23 protein-coding genes and 1 tRNA gene are annotated in these 22,897 nt (G+C 70.0%); 11 read left to right on the plus strand and 13 right to left on the minus strand.

Annotated features, from left to right (window positions below; genetic code table 11):
* The first annotated feature begins 33 nt into the window (after nucleotides 1-33).
* Both AC5WS7_RS06255 and AC5WS7_RS06260 read left to right on the plus strand, forming a co-directional pair.
* Complete coding sequence (locus AC5WS7_RS06255) at nucleotides 34-1,056, plus strand: NADP-dependent oxidoreductase (RefSeq protein WP_495953350.1); 1,023 nt, start codon at nucleotides 34-36, stop codon at nucleotides 1,054-1,056.
* 102 nt (nucleotides 1,057-1,158) lie between these two features.
* On the plus strand, nucleotides 1,159-4,413 hold the full coding sequence (locus tag AC5WS7_RS06260) for a protein kinase domain-containing protein (protein WP_495953351.1): 3,255 nt from the start codon (nucleotides 1,159-1,161) through the stop codon (nucleotides 4,411-4,413).
* A 104-nt stretch (nucleotides 4,414-4,517) separates the two neighbouring features.
* Here AC5WS7_RS06260 and AC5WS7_RS06265 read toward each other — a convergent pair.
* The 3 genes from AC5WS7_RS06265 to AC5WS7_RS06275 all read right to left on the minus strand — a co-directional run bounded on the left by AC5WS7_RS06265 (nucleotide 4,518) and on the right by AC5WS7_RS06275 (nucleotide 6,241).
* A tRNA-Leu gene (locus AC5WS7_RS06265) sits at nucleotides 4,518-4,603 on the minus strand.
* A 98-nt stretch (nucleotides 4,604-4,701) separates the two neighbouring features.
* Nucleotides 4,702-5,016, minus strand: a complete 315-nt coding sequence (gene mihF / locus AC5WS7_RS06270) for an integration host factor, actinobacterial type (protein ID WP_040822033.1) — start codon at nucleotides 5,014-5,016, stop codon at nucleotides 4,702-4,704.
* 175 nt (nucleotides 5,017-5,191) lie between these two features.
* Entirely contained in the window at nucleotides 5,192-6,241 is a 1,050-nt protein-coding gene (locus AC5WS7_RS06275) for an alpha/beta hydrolase (RefSeq protein WP_495953761.1), read from the minus strand.
* Between the two features lie 309 nt (nucleotides 6,242-6,550).
* Here AC5WS7_RS06275 and AC5WS7_RS06280 point away from each other — a divergent pair, with 309 nt between their 5' ends.
* Nucleotides 6,551-6,943, plus strand: a complete 393-nt coding sequence (locus tag AC5WS7_RS06280) for a hypothetical protein (protein WP_495953352.1) — start codon at nucleotides 6,551-6,553, stop codon at nucleotides 6,941-6,943.
* A 19-nt stretch (nucleotides 6,944-6,962) separates the two neighbouring features.
* On the opposite strand, the gene AC5WS7_RS06285 is transcribed toward AC5WS7_RS06280, so the two are convergent.
* Entirely contained in the window at nucleotides 6,963-7,673 is a 711-nt protein-coding gene (locus AC5WS7_RS06285) for a cyclase family protein (RefSeq protein ID WP_495953353.1), read from the minus strand.
* Between the two features lie 388 nt (nucleotides 7,674-8,061).
* On the opposite strand from AC5WS7_RS06285, the gene AC5WS7_RS06290 reads away from it, so the two are divergent.
* Genes AC5WS7_RS06290 through AC5WS7_RS06300 form a run of 3 tightly spaced genes read left to right on the plus strand, consistent with a single transcriptional unit; the run spans nucleotide 8,062 to nucleotide 10,179 of the window.
* Entirely contained in the window at nucleotides 8,062-8,871 is an 810-nt protein-coding gene (locus AC5WS7_RS06290) for a hypothetical protein (RefSeq protein ID WP_495953354.1), read from the plus strand.
* Nucleotides 8,868-9,416, plus strand: a complete 549-nt coding sequence (locus AC5WS7_RS06295; protein ID WP_495953355.1) for an alpha/beta-hydrolase N-terminal domain-containing protein — start codon at nucleotides 8,868-8,870, stop codon at nucleotides 9,414-9,416. Before AC5WS7_RS06290 ends, AC5WS7_RS06295 begins: the two co-directional genes overlap by 4 nt.
* 4 nt (nucleotides 9,417-9,420) lie before the next feature.
* Nucleotides 9,421-10,179 carry an SDR family oxidoreductase gene (locus AC5WS7_RS06300; RefSeq protein WP_495953356.1) on the plus strand — a complete coding sequence of 253 codons (759 nt, stop codon included), beginning with the start codon at nucleotides 9,421-9,423 and terminating at the stop codon, nucleotides 10,177-10,179.
* 11 nt (nucleotides 10,180-10,190) lie between these two features.
* Here AC5WS7_RS06300 and AC5WS7_RS06305 read toward each other — a convergent pair whose 3' ends face one another.
* The 3 genes from AC5WS7_RS06305 to AC5WS7_RS06315 all read right to left on the minus strand — a co-directional run bounded on the left by AC5WS7_RS06305 (nucleotide 10,191) and on the right by AC5WS7_RS06315 (nucleotide 13,265).
* A complete protein-coding gene (locus AC5WS7_RS06305; protein WP_495953357.1) occupies nucleotides 10,191-11,039 on the minus strand; it encodes a lysophospholipid acyltransferase family protein in 849 nt (282 codons plus the stop codon).
* Nucleotides 11,040-11,346: 307 nt separating this feature from the next.
* Complete coding sequence (locus AC5WS7_RS06310) at nucleotides 11,347-12,006, minus strand: response regulator (RefSeq protein WP_495953358.1); 660 nt, start codon at nucleotides 12,004-12,006, stop codon at nucleotides 11,347-11,349.
* Nucleotides 12,003-13,265 carry a sensor histidine kinase gene (locus tag AC5WS7_RS06315; protein WP_495953359.1) on the minus strand — a complete coding sequence of 421 codons (1,263 nt, stop codon included), beginning with the start codon at nucleotides 13,263-13,265 and terminating at the stop codon, nucleotides 12,003-12,005. The genes AC5WS7_RS06310 and AC5WS7_RS06315 overlap by 4 nt, the downstream gene beginning before the upstream one ends.
* Nucleotides 13,266-13,650: 385 nt before the next feature.
* Between AC5WS7_RS06315 and AC5WS7_RS06320 the strand changes: the two genes are divergently transcribed.
* Together AC5WS7_RS06320 and AC5WS7_RS06325 are read left to right on the plus strand one after the other, a co-directional pair.
* Nucleotides 13,651-14,991, plus strand: a complete 1,341-nt coding sequence (locus AC5WS7_RS06320) for a M20/M25/M40 family metallo-hydrolase (protein ID WP_495953360.1) — start codon at nucleotides 13,651-13,653, stop codon at nucleotides 14,989-14,991.
* Nucleotides 14,992-15,053: 62 nt separating this feature from the next.
* Nucleotides 15,054-15,596 carry a YbhB/YbcL family Raf kinase inhibitor-like protein gene (locus AC5WS7_RS06325; protein ID WP_495953361.1) on the plus strand — a complete coding sequence of 181 codons (543 nt, stop codon included), beginning with the start codon at nucleotides 15,054-15,056 and terminating at the stop codon, nucleotides 15,594-15,596.
* Nucleotides 15,597-15,702: 106 nt separating this feature from the next.
* Here AC5WS7_RS06325 and AC5WS7_RS06330 read toward each other — a convergent pair whose 3' ends face one another.
* From AC5WS7_RS06330 to AC5WS7_RS06340, 3 genes are read right to left on the minus strand one after another with little or no spacing between them, the layout of a single operon-like run.
* Nucleotides 15,703-15,888 (minus strand): hypothetical protein, encoded by a 186-nt coding sequence (locus tag AC5WS7_RS06330; protein ID WP_495953362.1) that lies wholly within the window; start codon nucleotides 15,886-15,888, stop codon nucleotides 15,703-15,705.
* Nucleotides 15,885-16,538, minus strand: coding sequence for a GTP cyclohydrolase II (locus tag AC5WS7_RS06335; protein ID WP_495953363.1), 654 nt, complete (start codon nucleotides 16,536-16,538; stop codon nucleotides 15,885-15,887). Before AC5WS7_RS06335 ends, AC5WS7_RS06330 begins: the two co-directional genes overlap by 4 nt.
* Entirely contained in the window at nucleotides 16,535-17,986 is a 1,452-nt protein-coding gene (locus AC5WS7_RS06340) for a PfkB family carbohydrate kinase (RefSeq protein WP_495953364.1), read from the minus strand. Before AC5WS7_RS06340 ends, AC5WS7_RS06335 begins: the two co-directional genes overlap by 4 nt.
* Before the next feature lie 675 nt (nucleotides 17,987-18,661).
* Between AC5WS7_RS06340 and AC5WS7_RS06345 the strand changes: the two genes are divergently transcribed.
* A complete protein-coding gene (locus AC5WS7_RS06345) occupies nucleotides 18,662-19,024 on the plus strand; it encodes a hypothetical protein (protein ID WP_495953365.1) in 363 nt (120 codons plus the stop codon).
* 40 nt (nucleotides 19,025-19,064) lie between these two features.
* Here AC5WS7_RS06345 and AC5WS7_RS06350 read toward each other — a convergent pair whose 3' ends face one another.
* From AC5WS7_RS06350 to AC5WS7_RS06360, 3 genes are read right to left on the minus strand one after another with little or no spacing between them, the layout of a single operon-like run.
* Nucleotides 19,065-20,165, minus strand: coding sequence for a quinone-dependent dihydroorotate dehydrogenase (locus AC5WS7_RS06350; protein ID WP_495953762.1), 1,101 nt, complete (start codon nucleotides 20,163-20,165; stop codon nucleotides 19,065-19,067).
* Nucleotides 20,166-20,170: 5 nt separating this feature from the next.
* Nucleotides 20,171-20,437 (minus strand): DUF5703 family protein, encoded by a 267-nt coding sequence (locus AC5WS7_RS06355; RefSeq protein ID WP_495953366.1) that lies wholly within the window; start codon nucleotides 20,435-20,437, stop codon nucleotides 20,171-20,173.
* Nucleotides 20,437-21,465 (minus strand): YncE family protein, encoded by a 1,029-nt coding sequence (locus AC5WS7_RS06360; protein WP_495953367.1) that lies wholly within the window; start codon nucleotides 21,463-21,465, stop codon nucleotides 20,437-20,439. The genes AC5WS7_RS06355 and AC5WS7_RS06360 overlap by 1 nt, the downstream gene beginning before the upstream one ends.
* A 285-nt stretch (nucleotides 21,466-21,750) precedes the next feature.
* On the opposite strand from AC5WS7_RS06360, the gene AC5WS7_RS06365 reads away from it, so the two are divergent.
* Nucleotides 21,751-22,077: a hypothetical protein gene (locus AC5WS7_RS06365; protein WP_495953368.1), complete on the plus strand. Its 327-nt coding sequence runs from the start codon at nucleotides 21,751-21,753 to the stop codon at nucleotides 22,075-22,077.
* A 243-nt stretch (nucleotides 22,078-22,320) separates the two neighbouring features.
* Nucleotides 22,321-22,863 carry a WKL family lipoprotein gene (locus AC5WS7_RS06370; protein WP_495953369.1) on the plus strand — a complete coding sequence of 181 codons (543 nt, stop codon included), beginning with the start codon at nucleotides 22,321-22,323 and terminating at the stop codon, nucleotides 22,861-22,863.
* The last annotated feature ends 34 nt before the right edge of the window (nucleotides 22,864-22,897 follow it).

The following is a 22,897-nucleotide window of genomic DNA, read 5'->3' on the forward strand; positions in this document are numbered from 1 at the left end:
CACGCTGTCGTGTGGAACAGAAGGAACCTGTCGATGAATCGTCACCTGCGCCTTGCCCGGCGCCCGATCGGGAAGTTGTGTGCAGCGGATCTGGAACTGGCCGAGTGCCCGATCCCGGATCCCGGGCCCGGCGAGGTCTTGATCCGCAACACCTGGTTGTCGATCGATCCGTCCATCAGGATTCGGCTGGCCGACACCACACCGAACGGCTACCTGCCGCCGTTACAGCCCGGCGACGAACTCTCCGGACTCGCCCTCGGCACGGTCGTCGCGTCCCGGTCACCGGAATTCGCCATCGGCGATCTGGTCTCCCATACCCTCGGTTACCGGGAATACGCGATCGTCGGAACCCAGGCACAGACCATCGGCGGCTACGGGGCCCCAGCCCGGATCGATGCCGGTCAGGTGCCGATCCAGTGGTTTCTCGGCCCGCTGGGCAGCGCCGGTCTCACCGCGTACGTGGGACTGTTCGAGATCCTCGAGTTGACCACGACGGACGTTCTGTGGGTGTCATCGGCCGCAGGGGCGGTGGGTGCGCTGGCCGCGCAGCTGGCGAAGTTGCGGGGGGCGACCGTGCTGGGCTCGGCCGGAAGCCCGGAGAAGGTCGCGTACCTGCGCGACGAACTCGGGATTCCGGCATTCGACTATCACGACGGACCGCTGCCGCAGTCCCTGGCAGCCCTTGCCCCCCGCGGCATCGACGCCTATTTCGACAATGTCGGAGGCGACCACCTCACCGCCGCCCTGGATGCCCTGCGCCCGTCCGGGAGGATCGCTCTGTGCGGAGCGATCGCGGGCTACGACGACAGTGCGGTGCCCGGCCCGCCGAATCTGTTCACCATGGTGTCGAAAGGACTGCGTATGCGGGGCTTTCGGGCCGGCTCGTTCACCCATCTCGAAGATTCGATGCGTCGAGAGGTGTCCGGTTACCTTGCCGACGGCAGGTTGATCCACCGCGAATCCGTCTTCGACGGCATCGAATCCGCGATCACCGCGCTGCTGGCGATGTTGTCCGGGGCCACTGTCGGAAAAACCCTCTGCCGGCTCGATCGGTGAGATGAGCACGCGACTGCCCGAGCACGAGGCGAAAGTCGTGGTCCGGGCAGGACCGCGGGGATATTCTGGGTGGCGCCCCGCCAGGTGGGGCCCGAGCAGCAGATGGTTGAGAGCGATCCGTTCCAGACACAGCGTGATGTCGGCATCGATGTCATCACGGAGTTGTATGCCGCGGGTTTCGAGGATCCGGACGAGATCGGCAGCGGCGGGTTCGGCAAGGTGTACCGCTGTACCCAGCTCGGCGTGGATCGCAAAGTCGCGGTGAAGGTCCTCACCTGCGAGCTCGAGGAGAATCGGGAGCGTTTCCTGCGCGAGCAACGCGCGATGGGCCGGCTGACCGGGCACCCCAACATCGTCGACGTGCTCGAGGTCGGCGAGACCGCGCGCGGCCTGCCTTACCTGGTGATGCCGTACTACGCTCGCGGCTCCCTCGACGCGCGGATCCGCCGCGAGGGCCCGTTGCCGCTGCCCGAAGTGCTGCACTTGGGGGTGAAGATCGCCGGCGCGCTGGAAACAGCGCATCGGGCCGGGGTGCTGCACCGCGATATCAAGCCGGGAAATATCCTGCTCACCGACTACGGCGAACCCGCGCTGACCGACTTCGGGATCGCTCGCATCGACGGCGGATTCCGGACCGAGACCGGCGCGGTGACCGGGTCGCCCGCGTTCACCGCGCCGGAGGTACTGGCCGGCGACGCCCCGAGCCGGGCCTCTGATGTGTACGGGCTCGGAGCTACCCTGTTCTGCGCCTCGACCGGCCATGCCCCGTTCGAGCGCCGCAGCGGTGAGCAAGTGCTGGCGCAATTTCTGCGCATCATCGAGCAACCGGTGCCCGACCTGCGTGATCGGGGCATGCCCGAGGACGTGTGCGCGGTGATCGAGGCGGCCATGTCGCGTGATCCGCACGACCGCCCCACCGCCGCGGAACTGGGCGAACAACTGCGGCAGGTAGAGCGCGATCACGGTCTCGCCGTCGACGAGATGGCCCTGAGCGGCGAACCGCGGGCAGACCGTGCACCGATCCACGTGTCGCCGGCTTCGGTGGGTACCGGGATCGGGGAAAGCAACATCGGGAATCTGCCGCTCGAGCTGACCAGCTTCGTCGATCGGCGGATCCAGGTAGCCGAGGTCAAGAGCCTGCTGGCGGGATCGCGCCTGGTGACCTTGACCGGGATCGGCGGAGTCGGCAAGACCCGGCTCGCACTGCGCGTCGCGCACAAGGTGAAGGACGATTTCGCCGACGGCGCGTGGTTGGTCGAGCTGGGTGACCTACGGGATGCGACGTTGCTGGCCGACGTCGTGGCCGCGGCCCTCGGGCTGCGCAACCAGAGTCCGAGGCCCATGCTCGAGGTGCTGGCGCAGCGGTTGGCCTCGCGTGCCGCGCTGGTGGTGCTGGACAACTGCGAGCATCTGATCGATGCGGTCACGCGGCTGGCCGGTTCGTTGCTGCGCTCCTGCCCGCAGCTGCGGATTCTGGCGACCAGTCGCGAGGCCCTGAGCCTGGGCGGGGAAGCGGTCTACGCGGTGCCGCCCTTGGCGACTTCCGAGCCGAGGGACAGATCGACGCCGCGGGCGGCGCCACGCTACGACGCGGTGGCCCTGTTCGCCGAACGCGCTGCCGCGGCCGTGCCGGGCTTCGAGGTCACCGATGGCAATCGGCGCACCGTGGCCCGGATCTGCGCTCGTCTCGACGGCTTGCCGCTGGCGATCGAGCTGGCCGCGGCCCGATTGCGGACGATGTCACCAGAGCAGATCCTGGCCCGGCTCGACGACCGGTACGCCCTGCTGACCCGCGGCAGTCGTGGGGCCCCGAAACGGCAGCAGACCCTGGGGTGGTCCATCGGCTGGAGCTATGACCTGTGCACGCCGGTGGAGCAGCGGCTGTGGAACCAACTGTCGGTGTTCACCGGCGGTTTCGAACTCGACGCCGCCGAACAGCTGTGCGACCCCGACCTGACCGAGCCGCAACTGCTCGATGCGCTGTCCGCGCTGGTGGACAAGTCGATCCTGATTCGCGGCGAATCCGACGGCACGATCCGCTTCCGGATGTACGAGACCGTCCAGGAATACGGCAGGAGCAAAGCCACCGAAGCCGGCGAATACCTGGAATATGTTCGGCGGCACCGAGATTGGGCTGCTGAGCTGGCAGCCGCCGCACACGCGCAATGGGTCGGTCCGCACCAGTTGCAGTGGGTCGCCCGCTTGGAGCGAGAGCTGCCGAATCTTCGGGACGCGTTGGAGTTCAGCCTGTCCGAACCGGACGGGAGCGCGTTGCGGATCGCCACCGACCTGTACATGTTCTGGACATTGCGCGGGCGGTTGAGCGAGGGCCGCCGCTGGTGCGAACGCGCGCTGGACCGATCGACCGGTGCGCCGGCCGCGGATCGGGCCAAGGCCCGTCTCGCGGCCTGCACGTTGGCCGCCATGCAGGGGGATATTCCGGGCGCGGCCGGCAATGTGGCACAGTTCCGGACCATGGCCGGGCAGACGGCCGACCCGCTGGTCGGGGCCCTGCTCGCCCACGCCGAGGCGAACTGCATTCTCGGCGGCGGCGATGGCGACCTGGCTCGCGCGGGTAGCCGCCTGGCCGCGGCCCTCGATGTCTACGAGCTGACCAGCGACCTCAGATTGCAGGTGGACGCCCGGATTTCGCTCGGCTGGGCGTACGCGCTACAGGGAGATCTGCCGCGCGCCCTCGCCTGTCACGAGAAAAATGTGGCGATCACCGAATCCGCGGGTGAGACGATGCTTCGGGCGTGGGGGTTGTGGGGGATGGGATTCGCCGTGTGGCGCGGCGGCGCGCCCGAGCGCGCCGCGCGGCTGTTGCAGGACGGCATTCGAGCGGCCCAGCTCGTGGCCGATCCGCTCGTCCCCACTGCCTGTGTGGAGGCACTGGCGTGGATCGCGATCGAGCAGCACCAGGCGCCACGCGCTGCTGTCCTGCTGGGCGCCGCCGATATGCTGAGCCGCGTCGTCGGCGGCGTCAGCTTCCTGTTCGCGAGTCTGGTTGTGTACCACGACAAATCAATCCGTGACAGTCGTGAGATCCTCGGCGACAGCGCATTCCGGGCGGCCCACCGGCAAGGCGCCGCGATGAGTGTCGATGCCGCGGTGAGCTTCGCGCTGGGCGAGCGATCCGAAGACGCGCCGGCTCCGGCCGAGGCAGGAAAGCTGACCAAGCGTGAGCGTCAGGTCGCGGATCTGGTCGCGCGCGGCTTGACCAACAAGGCGATCGCCGCCCGATTGGTGATTTCCCAGCGCACCGCCGAGGGACATGTGGAACACATCCTGACCAAACTCGGATTCACCTCGCGCGCGCAGATCGCCGGCTGGGTCGCCGCCCGGTCCGAATCCTGAACCCGCGGCGCCGCCGGGCGCGCACGTCACCGGCGCACGCCCGGCGGCGACGGCCCTGGGAATGACGAAAGCCGTTGCAATGCAACGGCTTTCGATTCACTCTGTGTCCGGAGGGGGACTTGAACCCCCACGTCCATTAATAGGACACTAGCACCTCAAGCTAGCGCGTCTGCCATTCCGCCACCCGGACCGGTGGTGCTCAGCAAGGTTATCGGATCAGTCCGCGTGGACCAAATCACAGGTGTTTGTCCAGGTCGCGGGGCTGGTCTGGTGCTGAGCGCCGCCGGATCAGTTCTTGATCGCCTCGAGCAAGGCGGCGCGCTGGCGCGAGCCGAGGCCGCCGATGCGACGGTCGGCGGGAATCTCCGCCTCGTCCATCAGCTTGGCGGCCTTGACCGGTCCGATGCCCGGCAGCGCCTTGATGACCGCGGCGACCTTCGTCTTCTTCACGAGATCTTCCTTGTCGGCCCGTTCGAGCACCTGGGACAGCGACACCGACCCCTTGCGGATCTGCTCGATCAGCTCCGACCGGGCCTTGCGGACGGCCGCAGCCTTCGCCAGCGCCTCGGAGCGTTGCTCGGCCGTCATGGTGGGAAGTGCCATGTCTACTACCTTTCACTCGTTCGCTGGAACTGCAACGGCACCGATTGAACATCACCGAGTGCCGGGCTGTGTAACGACACACCGCGAGGATAGACGGGGTAACGAGCCGACGTCACCTGCTCGTGAGCATCGGATGCGGGCAATTTGCCCGAGTGGTGGCCGGCGGGTGGACCGGTCAGCTGCCCAGTCCGGATGCCAGCACCGGCCAGGACTTCTCGAACGCGTCCTGCCAGTAGCCCCAGGAGTGGGTTCCGGTCGGGGTGTAGTCGTAGGTGGCGGGGATCGCCAGCTGGTCCAGGCGCTGCTGCAGGTGGTGGGTGCAGGCGTTGACCCCGGCCTCGATCAGGCCGCCGAGCAGGATCTGGTTGGCCAGCGTGTCGGGACTACGGCTGAAACCGTAGGTCAGGAAGGGGCTGTCGAGGGTGTCGTGCGGGCCGGGAAGTCCGCTTCCGGCGGAGATGAAGATTTTCACCCCGCGTAGCTGGTCGGCGTGTACGTACGGGTCGTTGGCCGCCCACAGCGGGCTGTCGTCCGGGCCCCACATGTTGGCCGGATTGCCGTGGCCCCAGACTTCGACCATCGTCTTGATCTCGCGCTGGCCGAGCGGATCGCTGGTCTGCGCGCAGCCGCTGTAGGAGGCGACGCTGCGATACAGGCCCGGTTTCGCGATGGACAGCGCGAACACCGATTCACCGGCCATGGACAGGCCCGCGATGGCGTTGCGGCCGTCCGCGTCCAGGGCGGCGTCGATCACCGGCGGCAGCTCCCGGGTGAAGAAGGTGGTCCACTTGTTGCGGCCCAGCGTCGGGTCGTCCTTGATCCAGTCGGTGTACACGCTCCACGCGCCGCCGAGCGGCTGGACGACGTTGACGTTCTTGTCCCCGAGGAACTGCAGCACATGGGTCGTGGTGGCCCAGCTGTCACCGTCGGTGCCGCCGCCCGACCCGTTGAGCAGGTACAGCACGGGCCGCCGCGCGGAACTGTCGGCGGGGCGTTGCACGTCCACGGCGATGTCGCGGCGCATCGCGGCGGAATGGACCTGCAAGGTCAGATGCCGCGCGTCGCGCACCGTCAGCTTCGTGACGGTCGAGCCGTCGGGGGCGCTCACGGTGGCCGCGGGCCGCCCGGAGGAGGTGATCGGGTCGATCGGCGCGGCAGCCGATCCGGTCGCCGTGGTCACGACGGCGGTGAGGGTGGCGACAACTGCGAGTGCGGCCACCCGCATCGCGTCTCCGGGTGTCAATTCGAGATCTCCGTTTCCGGCCGAGCGGTTCGTTCGCCGCGCGCACGGCGGCGCGTCCACTCTCGCATACGGTCAGCGATGGAAAATCTGGATTCGCCCCGGGCGATATCGGCTGCGACATTCCGAATGCGGCTGTGGCGGAACGGCTGTCCGAACGCGGTGGGACACCGGACGAAACCTCTCCATCCGGGCGGGCGCCGATATTCGTGTCATGCCGGGAAGTGGCGTCCGGGAGGGCATAGGGTTGGGCCGGGCGGCCGATTCGCCCCCGATCGACCGGAAGGAGTCCAGGTGCGCCGCATGTTGCTCGCGTTGTCCACACTGGCCGCGATCCTGCTCACGCTGCCCGCCGCGGGGTGTTCCGCGTCGTCCGGCGGTTCGGCCGCACCGTCCGCCCCGGCCGCGCCGTCGGGGACGGTCCAGGTGCAGGCCGGAACCGGCACCGAACGGTTCCCGGTCCCCTCGGTCGCGGTGCGGGTCACCAGCTGTACGAGCGATGCGGCCCTGGCGACGCTGACCACCGGCAAGGACGGCGCGGCGAGCCGCAGCTTCCCGCCCGGGTGCTATCGCGCCACGGTGACCTCGGTGCCGTCGGGATGCTCCCCCGACGCCGTGGCGAACGCTCAGGTCGATGTCAAGGCCGCCGACACCGCCGTGGCGAAATTCCTGATCCACTGCGCGTGAGCCGGCCGCGCTGCCGGCGCTACCGGCCGGATTCGTCCACGAGGGCGTAGATGGTCGCCGGTGAGCCCGACCCGCCCACGCTGACGAATCCGCCGACCACGACGGTGAAACCCCGCGCCGGCAGCTCGCGCAGCCCGGTGAGGATCTCGAGGCTGAGCCGATGCTCGCGATACAGGAGTCTGGACACCTCGAAGGTGTCGTCCACGCCGAGGTCCGGGCTGAACGCGTCGGTGCCCAGCGCGCCGCGGTGACCCAGGACGCCGTGGTCGAGCAGCCAGCGTACCGCCGCGACCGAGAATCCCGGATGGTGCATCCGCCCGTCCGGGCCGCGGCCGGCGAAATCGTCGGTGCCCCAGCGCATGTCCCAGCCGGTGTGCAGCAGCACCGCGGCCTCGGCGGGCAGCGGGCCGTGCCGGTCCTGCCAGTGGAGCAGATCGGCGACGGTGAGCGCGTAGTCGGGATCGGCGCCGGCCCGGTCGGCGATATCGATGACGACTCCGGGCAGGACGAAATCCTGCGCGCGCAGTTCGTGCGCGGCCGCGGCGCCGGCGGTGAAGTGAGCGGGGGCTCCCCAGTGCGTGCCGGTGTGTTCCCCGACGGTGACCGTTCGCAGGTAGTAGCCGTCGTCGGCGAGGGTGCACACGGTGTCCAGACGCGGCGGCGGATCGCCGGGAAACACCGACACCTCGGTGGTGGACAACGGGTGCGACAGGATGTGCACCGGACCCATGACGCCCGCCTTTCCGGTGCGGGCACGGTGCTCGCACACTGCGTCGGGGCACATCATCGCGCATTCGCGCAGCGGGTGCGTCGCGGCAGGACGTGCACGAAGGTACGAGATCGCCTGCCCGAGGCGGCGTTTCCCGGTCGACTCACCGATTCGCGGCACGCTCGCCGGGCGTGGGCGGAAAATCGTACCGCGACGCGGCCGGTGACGCGACGGCGAAAGTTGTCCTCGCACGGTGGAACTCACCGCCTGCGACCGTGCGCCGTGATCGCACACCCTCTGCGCGGACGCACCCGCTGCAAAGGTGCTGACGAGGCATTTGTCCTGAAATCGGGTGCGTGAGCCGCCCTCGACTACACTTCCGCGGCCCTATCGCATACCTTCGGACACCGTGAGTGATGTAACACCGGCCCGACCGGGCGTCCCGCCGGACCCGTCTCCCGCCGCCCCGCACAGCCCGCGAGGCGCACACGATGTGCGCCGATACGTCTCGTTACGCAGAGTGCGTTCGCGCGATGTGCGCCGCCTGCTGGGCTCGATGATGATGGCGTTGCTCACCGCCACGGTCACCCTGGCCTTCGCACCGGCCATGCACGCTTCGGCGTCGGTGAACAATGCCGGCTCGGAGAACCGGGCAGCGCGTGCGGCGGTGACCGATCTGATCGGTGCGCATCCGTGGCAGGTGCGGCTTCCGGCCGATTTCGCCGCGGGGGCGGGCTACCGGCCGGTGGTGGAGAACCATCTGCTGGTCGACCCGAGCGGGGCGTGCTCGTCCCCGATCCAGCTGCCGGCCGAGTTCACCTCCGCCTGCCGTGCCCACGATCTGGGGTACGACGTGCTGCGTTATGCCGAGCGCCGGCATCAGCCGCTGGGCGCGTGGGGCCGCCAGGCCATCGACGCGGTGTTCCAGCAGCGCATCCACAGCGCGTGCGAATCGCGGGCGGACAGTGTTTCGGAGACCGGTTGCGAGCTGATGGCGACCGTGGCCACCACCGGGGTGGACCTGAACTCGCGCCGGCAGAACTATGCAACGCCCGAACCGGAATACCTGTTCGGTACGCAGTTGTCCGGCAAGAGCTTCGATCATCAGCTCTGGCATATGGGCGGCCCGGCCGCGGTGGCGGTGTTCGGCGCGCTGATATTGCTGGTGGTCGCCGCGATCGGATATCGCCGCTGGACCCGCAGGGTGGTGGCGGGATGAAACGCATACGTCCCCGGGTGGGCAGCCTCGTGGCGGTGACGATCGCCACGGTCGTGTCGTTGCTGCCCGCGGTCCTGCCACGGACCTCGCCCACCCAGGCGCTGCTCACCGGCGTGCTGGCCGCGGTCGCGATCGGGATCGCCGGGCTGGGGCGAATCGTGTTGCGCCGCCGCGATATCGATGTCGAGGCGCGGTGGGGGCACCATCGGGTGCCGGTGCTGCTGTTGTGCGGGTTCGCGGTGATCGCCGCGACGGTGAACGCCTCGCACTGGCAGAGCGGGCTGCGCGCGGACATGGGAATGGCGCCGATCGGCCCGGTGTACTGGCTGCGGGCCGCAGTGGGCGCCGCCGTGCTCGCGGCGATTCTGGTGGGTGTGTCCCGGGGGCTGCGCTGGGTGGTGCGCAAGATGAGCGGGGCCGGTCGGCCGCTGCCGGCCGAGCTGCCCGCGCCCGCGCTGCCGGAGGTTCCCGCCTCCGGGGACGAGGGGATCCACACCGCGCCGGCCGAGCCGCAGCCCGCGGTCTCCGGGCAGGTGTCGGGTTAGTCTCGTGGCCGTGTCCGACCGCAAGATCGTTCTCGTCACCGGTGCGGGGTCCGGCCTGGGCCGCGCGATCACCGTCGCGTCGAGTGCGGCGGGACATCACGTCGTGGCGGCCGGCCGCACGGCCGCCACGCTCGCCGAGACCGTCGCGGCCGCCCCGGGGCCGGGGTCGGCCGAGGCCGTGACCGCCGATGTCACCGACGCCGATTCGGTGCGGGCGCTGTTCGAGCACATCGAGCGCCGCTGGTCCCGGCTGGACGCGCTGATCAACAACGCCGGACTGTTCGGCCCGTCGCAGCCGATCGAGCAGGTCGAACCCGCGCAGTGGCGCCGGGTGATCGATACGAATCTGACCGGCTCATTCCTGTGCGCGCAGGCAGCGTTCGCTCTGATGCGCCGGCAGGATCCGGCCGGCGGGCGGATCATCAACAACGGCTCGATCTCCGCACACGTGCCGCGGCCCTACGCGGTGGCCTATACCGCCAGCAAGCACGCGGTGACGGGGCTGACCAAGGCGCTGGCCCTCGAGGGACGCGCCCACCGCATCGCGGTCGGTCAGATCGATATCGGCAATGCGGCGACGGATCTGACCGCGGGCATCGCCGCGGGAGCGTTGCAGGCCGACGGCACGGTGCGACCCGAGCCCACCATCGATGCGGCCGATGTGGCCCGGCTCGTCGTCCAGACGATCGCCCTTCCGCTGGACACCGCGGTGCCGTTCCTGACGGTGATGGCGACCGGGATGCCCTATATCGGGCGCGGCTGAGCGACCGCCGGTCAGAGCAGTTCGGCCAGGCCGGACAGCGGTCCGGGCAGCCCGGCGAGGTGGGTGCGGATACCGCTGGTGACCGGATTGGGTGTCTCGGCGCGCAGCCGGTCGAGTTCGGCCTGCATGGTCGAGAGGGTCTGCTCGTAGCAGCGGTCGACCGTGGCCTCGTCGCAGTGGTCGCCGGGCTCGGTGGACCATCGCATCGGTGGTAGGAAGCTCACCTGCACCGACGCGGGCAGCGGCACCTGCGGCAGCACCGGCGCGACGCCGAAGGGCACGCCCAGGGTGAACGGGAAGACCTTGGTGCGGAACAGCTTGTCCAGTCCCATCAGTTTTGCGGCGCGCGCACCGCGGCTCAGCACGAAGATCGCGTCGTGGCCGCCGTTGGCGACCGCGGGGATCACCGGGACGCCCAGTTCCAGAGCCAGGCGCACGAATCCGCGGCGCCCGGCGAAATCGACCTTGCCGCGTTCGGTCCACGGGCGGCATGCTTCCCAGTCGCCGCCGGGATACACCAGGACCGCTCCGCCGTTCTTGACCGCGTTGGTGGCTGCCTCCCGGCATGCGGGCAGCACGCCGATGCTCTGCAAATTCTCCCCGAGAACCGGTGTGCGCAGGAGGATGTCGTGCGCGACGCCGAAACTGGGCTCGTTCTCGCGGTGGTCGAGCATGGCCATGAAGGTGATCCACACTTCCGGCGCCCAGTAGATCGAGGAGTGGTTGCCGATGATCAGGGCCGGGCCCGAGGCGGGGAGGTTCTCCAGTCCGGTGACGCGGGGAGTGAAATATTTGGTGTACGCCCGCCCGACGAGGATCAGCGGGTGGTTGGGGTCGGGGCGCGATGTGGGGGTGTTCATATGCCTTCCTGTCTTGTCGTGTCGCCAGGAGTAACGGCAGCATGGCGAGCGCGCCGACGTGATGTCCGTGGTGTGTGCGGCACCACGGCGCATCGTCGAGCGGCAGTGACTCTGCCCTCGGACTCATCCCCGTTGATATTCCCCGAATGGGCCGCGTATCACGCGGTCCGATACGGCGCGCGCTGCGCGATCCCCGTCGATCGCCGCGGCCGTCCTCCTGCAATCCCGACGGTAGCAAGACAAGCATTTGCTTGGTAGCGAATGACAGCGCACTGTGGGCTATCCCACTGCTGCGGCTGTCCTCGGGTCAGGGGGAGGGGCGCACCAATCCGTGCTGGTGGGCGTACACCACCGCGTGGATGCGGTCGCGCACGCCGAGTTTGGCCAGAACCCGGGAGACGTGCGTTTTCACCGTCTCCTCGCCGACGTGCAGCGCCGCGGCGATCTCGCTGTTGCTGCGGGCATCGGCGAGCAGCAGGAGCACCTCGTTCTCCCGGGCGGTGAGCGTGGCGACCTCGGGCGGTGCGGCCGGGTCGGTGAGCGTTCCGGCGAATCGCCCGGCCAGACGCCGGGTCATCGACGGATCGATCACCGCGTCACCGCGTGCGGCGATGCGCACCGCGGCGATCAACTCCTCCGGCGGCAGCGTCTTGAGCAGGAATCCGCTGGCCCCGGCCCGCAATGCGCGCGCCAGACTCTCCTCGCTGTCGTAGGTGGTCAGCACCAGTACGCGGGTGCCCCCGGCCGCGACGATCGCCTCGGTGGCGGCGAGCCCGTCGAGTTTGGGCATGCGCACGTCCAGGATCGCCACATCGGGACGCAGCCGCGACACCTCGGCCACGGCCGAGCGACCGTCGCCGACATCGGCCACGCATTCGGTGTCCGGATGGGCCTGCACCACCGCGCGCAGCCCGGACCGGAACATGGCGTGGTCATCGGCGATCAGGACCCGGATCGGGGTGTTCATGCGCCCCCCAGGGGTAGCGATACCGTGATGCGCCAACGGTTTTCGTCCTCGATCCGGTAATCGACCGTGCCGCCGAACAATTCGGCGCGGCGCCGGATCCCGTCCAGGCCGCGATGTAGTGAGTGTGTCGTATCCGGTTGCGCGGCAACCGGGTTGGTTTCGGTGATCAGTACCCGGTCGCGGTGCTCGTGCACGGTCAGGTCGGCGCGCCCGTCGCCGTGACGCAGCGCGTTGGTGAGCATCTCCTGCACGATCCGGTACACGGTCACATCCAGCGATTCGGGCAGCGGTGTGCCCGGGCCGCGGGTGTGGACCTCGAGGTTCAGTCCCGCCTCGCGCACGTGCGCGGCCAACTCCTCGATATCGGCGAGTCCGGGTTGGCGGCGTCCGGCCTCGTCGCGGCCGTGCAGCAGATCGAGCTGGCGGCGCAGATCCACCATCGCCGCGCGGCTGCCGGCCTCCACCGCGGCCAGGGATCTGGTGGCCGCGTCGTCCGCGCCCGCACCGGCGGTGAGCGCCAGACGCGCCGCGCCGGCGTGGATGCCGATGGCGCTGACGTGGTGGGAGATCACATCGTGCAGGTCGCGGGCGATCGCCTCGCGTTCGTCGGCCAGGGCGCGGTCCAGGGCGGCGCGTTGTTCTTGGCGCCGAAGCCGTTCGCGCTGTTCGAGTTCGGCGATATAGGCGCCGCGGGCGGTGGTGTACCTGCCGACCAGCCACGGCAGCACGCCGGTGGAGACCGCGGTGATGGCCAGCAGACGCCAGTCGTGCGCGGCGGGACCGTCGGCGATAAGTGCGCAGACCGACGCGCCCGCGCCCAGCAGCGGCACGATGAGCAGGGAGGCGCGCCCGGACAGCCACGCGCCGGCCCGGTACCCGGCGATGAGGAAACCGACGTCTCCGATGCGCACCGGCAGTCCGTGCCCGTGCAACAGCGCCGCACCGGCCAGCCGCAGCACCACCTGCGCCACGGCCACCACCGCCGCGGTGCGCGGCGCGGCGGCGAAGGCCAGGTCCGCGGCGACGATCAGGACCGTCACCGCGATCGCGGGAACCGGTGCGGCGGTGAGGATTCCGGACATCGCGATGATGACGGTGTCCAGGATCGCGGTGGCGACGGCCACCAGTATGGACTGCCGGGACAGCGATCGCAGGATCGCGGCCAGGTCACCGCTCTCGGCGGTATTGACATCGCGCGCCGAGGCGAACAGGCGCGGCAGCCGCGCATCGGGTGGATACGCCGGTCCGGTGAACAACATCTCACGGACAATACCCGCAGGCCACGGCCCGATCCTCCCGCGCGCGAGGGATACCGGGTCCCCCGGCGGGGCGAGCGTCCCGTGACCGCCACACACCGTGTGCGCGAGCGCCGCCACCGGAATCGGCGACCTTTCCGAAATCCGCATGCGGCACTGAAACCATTGCGCCGCAAGGCAATACGAAGGCCAACCGGATTCGGGCGGTTCAGGTTCCACTACCTGTGCGTGACCGGTGTCGGTCCCGGCCCGGTGCTCGTGACCACGCGGAACGGCCGTGCCGCGATGCGGCATCCGGGGCGTGGGGATTACGCGCGGGCTGCGGGCAAAGCGTGGCCGGGGTCTGCGGCAATGGTAGGAAGGGGACGTGTCCGCAACTGGTGAAGATATGCGATCGGAATCGGCGTCCCGCGCGGTATCGGAGGTGGTGGATCTGGTCAGTACGCTGATCCGGTTCGACACCTCCAATACCGGGGATCTGGCCACCACCAAGGGGGAGCGCGAGTGCGCGGAATGGGTGGCGGAGCAGTTGCAGCAGGCCGGTTACACCACCGAATACGTGGAATCGGGTGCGCCGGGCCGGGGCAACGTCTTCGCCCGGCTGCGCGGCGCGGACCCGGGCCGGGGTGCGCTGATGATCCACGGGCACCTGGACGTGGTGCCCGCGCAGGCCTCGGACTGGAGTGTGCACCCGTTCTCCGGTGCGGTGCGCGACGGCTACGTGTGGGGCCGCGGCGCGATCGATATGAAGGATATGGTCGGCATGACGCTGGCCGTGGCGCGGCAGTTCAAGATCGAGGGCACGGTCCCGCCGCGGGATCTGGTGTTCGCGTTCCTGGCCGATGAGGAGAACGGCGGGCGCTGGGGTTCGCAGTGGCTCGCGGACAATCGTCCCGATCTGTTCGCCGGCGTCACCGAGGCCGTCGGTGAGGTGGGCGGTTTCTCGCTGACCGTGCCGCGCCCGGACGGTACCGAGCGGCGGCTGTATCTGGTGGAGACCGCGGAGAAGGGGCTGGGCTGGATGCGCTTGCGCGCCAAGGCGCGTGCCGGGCACGGGTCGTTCCTGCACGAGGACAACGCGGTAACGATCCTGGCCGATGCGGTCGCGCGCCTCGGTAAGCACACCTTCCCGCTGGTGCTGTCGGATTCGGTCGCGGAGTTCCTGGCCGCTGTGTCGCAGGAGTCGGGTCTGCGGTTCGATCCCGACAGCCCCGATATCGAGGGGCAGCTGGCCAAATTGGGCACGATTTCGCGGATCATCGGCGCGACCCTGCGCGACACCGCCAATCCGACGATGCTGCAGGCCGGATACAAGGCCAACGTCATCCCGCAGACCGCGGAGGCGGTGGTGGACTGCCGGGTGGTGCCGGGCCGCCAGGCCGCGTTCGAACGCGAGGTCGACGAGCTGATCGGCCCGGACGTCGAGCGCGAGTGGATCACCAAACTCGATTCCTACGAAACGACGTTCGACGGGCATCTGGTCGACGCGATGAACGACGCGGTGCTCGCGCACGACCCGAACGGGCGCACGGTGCCCTATATGCTCTCCGGCGGCACCGACGCTAAAGCGTTCGCGCGCTTGGGGATTCGCTGCTTCGGTTTCGCGCCGCTGCAATTGCCGCCCGAACTGGACTTCTCGGCGCTGTTCCACGGCGTCGACGAGCGGGTGCCGGTGCCCGCACTGGAGTTCGGCACCAAGGTTTTGGAACACTTCCTGCTGAACAGCTGACGATTCGAGGAGCGCCGGGCCGACGCGCCCGGCGCGGATCTCGACGACGAAAGGACAGCCACGTGCCCGACTATTCCTACAACCCGTACGCCTCGCTGCCGCAACTGCCGACGTTCGAGCTGACCTCGGGCGATGTGACCGACGGCAGCGCGTTCGCGATCGAGCAGGCCAGTGGCGCGTTCGGCGTGCCCGGCGGCAAGGATGTGTCCCCGCAGCTGTCGTGGTCGGGTTTCCCGGCCGAGACCAAGAGCTTCGCGGTGACGGTCTTCGATCCGGACGCCCCGACCGCCTCGGGTTTCTGGCACTGGGCCGTGGCCGACATCCCGGCCGCGGTCACCTCGCTGGACAGCGGCGCGGGCAGCTCGGGCGGCACGCTGCCGGCCGGGGCGGTGCAGTTGCGCAACGACGGCGGTTTCGCCGGTTTCGTGGGCGCCGCGCCGCCGGCCGGGCACGGCTACCACCGGTATTTCATCACCGTGCACGCGGTGGACGTGGACAGCCTCGGCGTGGGCGCGGACGCGACACCGGCTTTCCTGGGCTTCAACCTGTTCTCGCACGCGATAGCGCGCGCGCAGATCGTCGGGACGTTCGAGATCAAGGGCTGATCCGGTCCCGAACCTGTGGCCCCGCACGTATTGTGCGGGGCCACAGCGCATTCGGGCGGTGTTACCGCCGTGCCCGATGCCACCCGTTGGTGATGGACAGGACGAATCACCCCGCGGCGGCGATAACCGCGGCGGTCGAATGTCCGACGACCACGAGCACAACCACGGCGGCAAGCGCTGCCACGACCACGAGCATGTCGATGATCGCGCCTCGCGTCGACGCCGCCGGCGCCTCCGAATCCCCGGTGTTGTTCGTGTCTTCGACGCTCATCACGGTGCCCGCGATGGTCACGATGGGTCCGGCGCCCAGGGGGCGTCGTCGGTGGGGATCCAGTGGTGGCGGTGGCGGCGTTTGGCCTCGAGGTAGTTGCCGGCGCGTTCGCTCAGGACGGTGGTGCGCAGCGGCAGGACGGTCACCGCGAGGCCGGTACCGGTGACCGCGGCGGCTTTGACCGGGTTGTTGGTGAGCAGTTGGATTCTGCCGATTCCGAGGTTCACCAGGAGTTTGTAGAGGCTTTCGGCCGCGGCGGTGTACGTGCGTGCGTCCGCGGGGTAGCCCAGGGCCTCGTAGCTGGTGAAGGTGTCCGCGCCGGATTGCTCGCTGTGCCGGTAGCCGCGCGCCTTGGCCAGCAGGCCCAGGCCGCGTCCTTCCTGCTCGAGGTAGACCAGCACTCCGGCGCCGGCGTCCTGGATCAGGTCCAGGGTTTTGTCCAGTTCGGGGCCGCAGTCGCAGTCGTCCGAGCCCAGCGACTCCCCGTACAGGCAGCGTGAATGAATGCGGACCAGGCAGTTCTCGGTCGGTCGTCCGAAGACGAGGATGTGGCCGTGGTCGGTGACGCCGCCGATCTCGTGCACCTGTAACAGCATGTCACGGCCCCCGCGGCTGAAGGTGTGCTCGGTGTCCCCGGCCGGGCCGAGGGACGGGGGCAGGGCAGTGGTCAATGTTCCTCCGAAGCGAGTTTCACGATGTGGTCGATCCGGTCGGCCGGCGGCATGGCGCTGGGAACATCATCGAGCGACTGTGTGGCTACCATCGCGGCTGTCGCCCATCTGAAGTCGCCTGTATCGGCGGGCTGCCGCGACCGCAGCAGACGATACGCCAGCGCCGCGGAGAACGCCGCATGAGCACCGGGCGAGCCGGTGAGCAATGTGGGGAACGGCGAGATGTCCACGGTCAACCGGTCCGACCGGACCGAACAGCCGAAATCGTCGATCGTGCAGACGGTTTGCACCCCGTGCATGCGTAATTGCCAGGCGGCCTCGGCGGTGCCGGTCAGCCTGCTCAGCTCGTCGCTGGTGCCGATCAGGTAGTCCACCACGCGCAGGTGCGGGTACAGCCGTTCGGGGCGGGTCACCGGCGGTGCGGCGTGCACGATCAGGGTAGGGCGTGATTCGAGTGCGCCGAGCGTGGCCAGGACCTGCTCGAGGATCGGCACGGGCTGTTCGAAACTCATCAGCACCGCGTCCGCGCTGGTCAGGGCCCGGTGTGTGGTCGTGGTGGTGAGGTCGTCGGCGCCCAGGGCGGCGGGGTCGGCCCTGCAGGCGATGGTGGCCTGTTCCCCCGAAGGTGCCACGATCACGGCGGTGACCGGGGTCGGGGTGTTCGGGACGATCTTGATCAGATCGGTGCGGACCTGCTGTTCGTGCAGGAAGTCCAGGATCCGGTGGCCCGCCTCGTCCTCGCCGATGGCGGCCATCAGGTGCACCTCGATGCCCAGGCGGGCCAGCGCCACCGCCCGCGCCAGGCCCTTCCCGCCGGGGTGGGCGATGAAACTGCCGGTCACGGTGCCGTGGGCCGGGGGGATGCGCTCGACCCGGTAGAGGTGGTCGATGACCGCGTCGCCCACGACGGTCACCCGGCCGCGCACCCCGGTATCGGCCGCGCCCGCGGCGGTGTCGAGCGGATGTGATCCGTAGCTGGTGCCCTCGACCAGCAGGCGGGCGAGTTCGGCGAACGCACGGTGTTCGGGGTTCCGGCGCAACTGGCTGACCGTCGGCGCGGGCGGGATCGTCTCGGCGTGCACGGCCTCGTGCAGTGGCCGCCAGTGCGCGCACAGGTAGTCCCGGCGCGCGCCGAGGTCCTCGGCGTACAGGCCGGCCGGGTCGATCGGGGCGGCGGCGTCATCGAGCAGGCCCAGAGCCAGTTCGGCATCGGCGATGAGGCGATCGGTCGGGGGCATGCGCCGGACCATTTCGCGGATGACCGGGACGACCGCGTCCTGGCGCCGCAGCCCGAGGCGGTCCGCGTGCAGGCCGATGACGCGCAGTCCGAGCAGGGCCGCGGCGTCGATCTCGGTGCGCTCCAAGCGATTCGAGCGCAGGCCGCGGCGTTTGCGCAGCCGGGACAGCACATTGCGCACGGCCTCGATCGCCGCGTCGTTTCCGGCCATGGGGCCGACCACCTCCGTTCCGATGCGCTGCCGCCGCCGATCGCGAAACCGACCGACGAACCGGCGATTGCCGGTTTATCGGCGGTCGATTCCGGCAATTCCCAACTTATCGCGACATTTGCCGCTGTGGAACGGCAAGTGCCATAATGCAATCGGCGATCTCGAGCGCCCTTGCTCCGGGGAGGTCATCATGCTGGGAGCTATTCGGCCCAGGCGGTGTATCCGTCATCGGTGGTCGATTCGGGTCGACGGCGAGTCCGACGCGGTCACGATCAGTGCCCACCTCTAGGCCGTTTCGGTGCCGGTATTCCGGTATCCGTTCCCGCACAAGCCGTTTCGATTCGGCCCGTACGGCGGGAACCGGCACGATCCTCGGTTCCGGCGATCGATCGTTGGTCGGTGGTCCCCCCGGTGCGCAGGTTCGCCGGGGAGCCGGAACCGGATTGCCGCCCACGGGGGCGGTTCGTCATCCGAATCCGATCACCGGTCCTCGGCGCGGCGGCCCACACCGCCGAGAGGACGCGCACCCTCGCGGCGATGGTGCGCCCCGGGCGCTGATCAGCGTCGCGGCCCACCGACACAAGCACATCCCCGGCCTCCCGGGCCGGCGGTGTGGCCCCAGCCTTTCCCGGTGCAGCATCCGCTCTGCCCGGCGGCACACGAGAGGAGAACCTCGTGACCATCGAGACGACCCCCTGGACGATCACCAGTGACCGCACCCCCGAGCACGCGTGGCGGGTGGCCGCAGCGGGCACGGCGGTGTGGCGGCTGAGCTGGCTGCCCGATCACCGGCTCAGTTTCGAGCAGGCCTATGCGGGCATGGAGTTGGACGAGCTGCTCAGCGATCCGGCCGTGGTGCACGATATGGAGGCGCATCGCCAGGTCTCGGTGCATTCGGCCGTCCTCGGGGTGCGCTACGAGCACGCGGTGCTGCTGCTGGCGCGCCGGATGTTCGAGCGGTTGCGGCGGCATGCGGGCACCCGCACCCCGCGTGAGGCCGAGCCGGTGCTGTCGGGATGGATGACCCCGAGCCGGTGAGAGGTTCTGCCGGGGCGCGAACCCGCGCGGCCCGCCGGGCTCAGGTGTGCGCGGAGTGCCCGGCGCCGACCGCCTCGGCGATGGCGCTGTAGCCGTCCGCGCGCAGCCGCGCGGCCAGGCCCCGGTGCAGATGCCGGGTCCACAGCGGTCCGCCGTAGATGAATCCGGTGTAGCCCTGCAACAGGGTCGCACCGGCCAGGATGCGCTCGTACGCCTGGTCGGCGGTCTCGATGCCGCCGACCGAGATCAGCACCAGCCGGTCACCGACCCGCGCGTAGAGGCGGCGCAGCACCTCGAGGGCGCGCTCGGCGACCGGCGGGCCGGACAGCCCGCCCGCGCCCATCGCGGCGACCTGTTCGGCGGGGGTGCGCAGCCCGTCGCGCCCGACGGTGGTGTTGGTGGCCACGATCCCGGCCAGACCCAGTTCCACGGCCAGATCGGCGACCGCGTCGATGTCCTCATCGGACAGGTCGGGGGCGATCTTCACCAGCACCGGCACGCGGGATTCGCCACCGGTCTCGGCCAGGCAGTCCAGGACCGCGGCCAGCAGCGGGCGCAGCGATTCGACCGCCTGCAGATCACGCAGGCCCGGGGTGTTGGGGGAGCTGACGTTGACCACGACGAAATCCGCGAGCGGGCCCAGCAGCCGGGCGCTGGTGACGTAGTCCTGCGCGGCGTGTTCGGCGGGCACGAGCTTGGTCTTGCCGATGTTGGCGCCGATCGGCACGCCGCCGGGGCGCCGGTCGCGCAGTCGCTGTGCCGCCGCGGCCGCACCCTGGTTGTTGAACCCCATCCGGTTGATCAGCGCGTGGTCCGCGGGCAGCCGGAACAGCCGCGGGGCGGGATTGCCCGGCTGCGCCTGCCCGGTCACGGTGCCGACCTCCGCGAAGCCGAAACCCAGTGGGCCCCAAGCGTTCACACCTTCGGCGTTCTTGTCGAACCCGGCGGCCAGGCCCACCGGCGCGGGGAACCGCACCCCGAACGCGGTGGTGCTCAGGATCGGATCGCCGGTGACCGTCAGGCGCGCGAGCAGCGCGCGGGTGGGTGCGAACCGGGTCGCCAGGCACATCGCGGCGAACGCCCAGTGGTGGATCGTTTCGGGGGGCAGCAGGAACATCAGGCGCCGCAGCAGCGAATACATTCCGCTCACATCCCCGGTTCCGGCACCGGGAGGGAGGTCTTGCGCCGGCGCAGCAGCACGCGGCGGCTGCCGTCGGTGTACGCGCGGACCCGGGAGAGTTCCCAGCCACCGAATTCGGCCTGGATGGACAGCCGGATCGAGGCGGTCACCCGAGTGACCTCGGGGGGTAATCGAAGCGGCACATATTCCCATTCCCCGTCGTCGCTGATCTCCTCCCAGCTCGCCGGGATCGACCGCCTGCCGGGTGAACGGTGCGCAGAGGCCCGAGCCATCACTGCCCTCTCTTCCTCTCGTCCGCGCCGATCCGCTGCAGACCGTCGCCGGTCGCGGACCCCACGAACAGCTCGCCGGTACGGGAGTCGACCGTCACCGCATTGGGCTGTCGCACTGTCGGGTAGCGACCCACCTCCACCGGTATACCCGTCGACAGGTCGAACCCGGCGATCTGATTGCTGCCGGTGAGGGTGACCCACACCGTCTCGGACCGCTGATCATAGGCCAGCGCGTAGGGCGCGGAGCCCAGCGGGAACATCTGATGCATCGCCAGCGGATCGGCGGTGTACACCAGCAGCGCCCCGCCCGTCGTGTCGGTGACCAGGATCCGCCCGAAGTGGTCGGTGACCAGGTTGGTCGCGCCCTGCCCGGTGCGCAGGGCCAGACCCGCGCGCGCGTGGGCGATATCGGCCTGAGTCAAGGTGGTGCGGGCGCGGTCGAGCACCGCGACCGCCGTGCCGGGGGCGGCGATCTCGTCGCCGCTCATCCCCTCGACCGTGTGCAGCACGCGACCGTCGGCGGCCAGGATGAGCAACCGCCCGTCGGCCAGGACCGCGGCCTCGGTGCCGTCGGGGCGCTGCGCGACCGCGCGGACCTGCCCGTCCACCGCGGTGGCGTGCACGGTGGCCGCGGCCACGTCGATGTGCAGCACCGTGTGTCCGGCGGCGGCGAGCACCTGCCCGGCCGGTCCGGCCACCAGGGCGCTCGTGCGAGCGGGCAGGGTGAGGCTGCGCTCGGCGGCGCCGCCGGCGGGGTCCTGGATGCGCACGGTGACACCGTCGCCGTCCAGCAGCACGAGACGGCCGGTGGCCGGTTCGGCCAGCAGTGCGGCGATCGGCCCGGACGGGCTGACCACGCCCGCGGGGGCGGTGTGCTGGACCGGTGCGGCCGCGGCGCTGGCGGGCGTGCCCTCGGACGCGGTGCCGCCGCTGCCGGAATGCTGGGCGCAGCCGCTCGCCAGTGCCGCCGCCGCGACCGCGGCCAGCGCGGCCGCGCACACCGATCGGCTCACACCGCGAGCACGCATACTCCGAACTCCTTCTCACCTGCCACCGGGGCGATCCGCGGCACCGTTCACCGGCACGCGCGGCGCCCGCCGATTGCCCCGTCCCGCTCATGCGGGCTTTCTTATCTGACCATGATCGCGGACCGGACCGGCTCGCCGGGGTGGTTCCGCGCGAGTGGGCGCGTCGCGGGCACGCCGGGAAACACGCGGGGCGTGGGTTCGCCGGTGTGCGGCGTTACGGTGGACGGGCGCATACGGCCCGATCAGGAGACTCGGTTGAGCACAAACCCAGCGTGCGGTTTTTCCGTGGAGGACATCACTGTGGGCGCGTTCGCGCACGGGTTCGGCACCACCGAGGACGGCCGCTCGTTCGCGTTCCGCACGGTGCGCGCCACGCTGCGCCTCGAGATCTACCGCACCGACACCGGCGCGCAGGTCCCGGGCCCGGAGGATGTGATCGCCGTCGCGCGAGCCCGGGTCACCGATATCGACCTGGACGACGAGCGCAGCGTGATCGCCCTGGTGCACGATCTGATTCCGACCGCGGTGCCGGTGATCCCCGACGCCCCGCGCGAACCCACCACGGTGCGCGCACTGCTGCTGCGGCTCAGCGCGGTCATCGACAACATGTGATCGCCTGGGCCGCAACGCATCCCGCTCGCCCACGGGTGGCGGCCCGGCCCGCCGCCGGACGCGCCGGCGGCCCGGCGGCCCGCGAACACGCCGCCCCGCCCGCGCGCCGGCCGCCGGCTCGGTTCACCTACCTTGGTGTGGTGAACGCTCGCCCCGCGCCGAGCCGCAGCCGATGGCGTATCCGCATGACGGACTGGTGGGACAGTGAGAAGTACGGTTAACTTCGAGGCCGTGAGGATGGCGATGGCAGTGCGAGGTAAGACCCGGGGCGCGGCGATCGGCGGTGCGCTGATCGCGCTGGCCGTGCTGAGCGCCGCGTGCAGCAGCGACCCGGACGAGGCATCGGTGGCCGCGGCCCGCTCCTCGGCGTACGCCGCGCTGACCTCCTCCTCGCAGGCCGCGGCCGCCAGTTCGGCGAACCGGCCCCCGATCCCGACCGCCGCGCAGCTGGACGCCCAGCTCAAACGCGCCCTGGACCCCAAGCTGCCGGACAGCGATCGCACCAACCTGATCCAGGACGGCGCGGCGTTCCGGTCGGCGATCCCCGATATGTACAAGGCGCTGCACGAACACCCGAACGCGGTGTACGGGGTGGTGGACCCGGTGTTCGACAATCACGACGGCACCCTGACCGCGACCCTGCGCCTGGACAAGGACGGCACCGGGGAGAACGTGCGCACCACCGTCATGCACTTCATCGATCTGGACGGTACGTGGAAGATCTCGCGCACCGACCTGTGCGGCATCCTGCGCTCGGCGGACTACCAGACCGCGGCCTGCGGCTGAACCGGGCCAGGGCGGAACGGGAAAACGATTGAGC

The organism is Nocardia sp. PLKS1-43 (assembly GCF_059510335.1).

Coding starts and splice junctions, on each gene's coding strand:
- AC5WS7_RS06255 (WP_495953350.1), top strand. CDS start 34: ATGAATCGTCACCTGCGCCTTGCCCGGCGCCCGATCGGGAAGTTGTGT.
- AC5WS7_RS06260 (WP_495953351.1), top strand. CDS start 1,159: ATGGTTGAGAGCGATCCGTTCCAGACACAGCGTGATGTCGGCATCGAT.
- mihF (WP_040822033.1), bottom strand. CDS start 5,016: ATGGCACTTCCCACCATGACGGCCGAGCAACGCTCCGAGGCGCTGGCG.
- AC5WS7_RS06275 (WP_495953761.1), bottom strand. CDS start 6,241: ATGCGGGTGGCCGCACTCGCAGTTGTCGCCACCCTCACCGCCGTCGTG.
- AC5WS7_RS06285 (WP_495953353.1), bottom strand. CDS start 7,673: ATGGGTCCGGTGCACATCCTGTCGCACCCGTTGTCCACCACCGAGGTG.
- AC5WS7_RS06295 (WP_495953355.1), top strand. CDS start 8,868: ATGAAACGCATACGTCCCCGGGTGGGCAGCCTCGTGGCGGTGACGATC.
- AC5WS7_RS06305 (WP_495953357.1), bottom strand. CDS start 11,039: ATGAACACCCCCACATCGCGCCCCGACCCCAACCACCCGCTGATCCTC.
- AC5WS7_RS06310 (WP_495953358.1), bottom strand. CDS start 12,006: ATGAACACCCCGATCCGGGTCCTGATCGCCGATGACCACGCCATGTTC.
- AC5WS7_RS06315 (WP_495953359.1), bottom strand. CDS start 13,265: ATGTTGTTCACCGGACCGGCGTATCCACCCGATGCGCGGCTGCCGCGC.
- AC5WS7_RS06320 (WP_495953360.1), top strand. CDS start 13,651: ATGCGATCGGAATCGGCGTCCCGCGCGGTATCGGAGGTGGTGGATCTG.
- AC5WS7_RS06340 (WP_495953364.1), bottom strand. CDS start 17,986: ATGGCCGGAAACGACGCGGCGATCGAGGCCGTGCGCAATGTGCTGTCC.
- AC5WS7_RS06350 (WP_495953762.1), bottom strand. CDS start 20,165: ATGTATTCGCTGCTGCGGCGCCTGATGTTCCTGCTGCCCCCCGAAACG.
- AC5WS7_RS06355 (WP_495953366.1), bottom strand. CDS start 20,437: ATGGCTCGGGCCTCTGCGCACCGTTCACCCGGCAGGCGGTCGATCCCG.
- AC5WS7_RS06360 (WP_495953367.1), bottom strand. CDS start 21,465: ATGCGTGCTCGCGGTGTGAGCCGATCGGTGTGCGCGGCCGCGCTGGCC.
- AC5WS7_RS06370 (WP_495953369.1), top strand. CDS start 22,321: ATGGCAGTGCGAGGTAAGACCCGGGGCGCGGCGATCGGCGGTGCGCTG.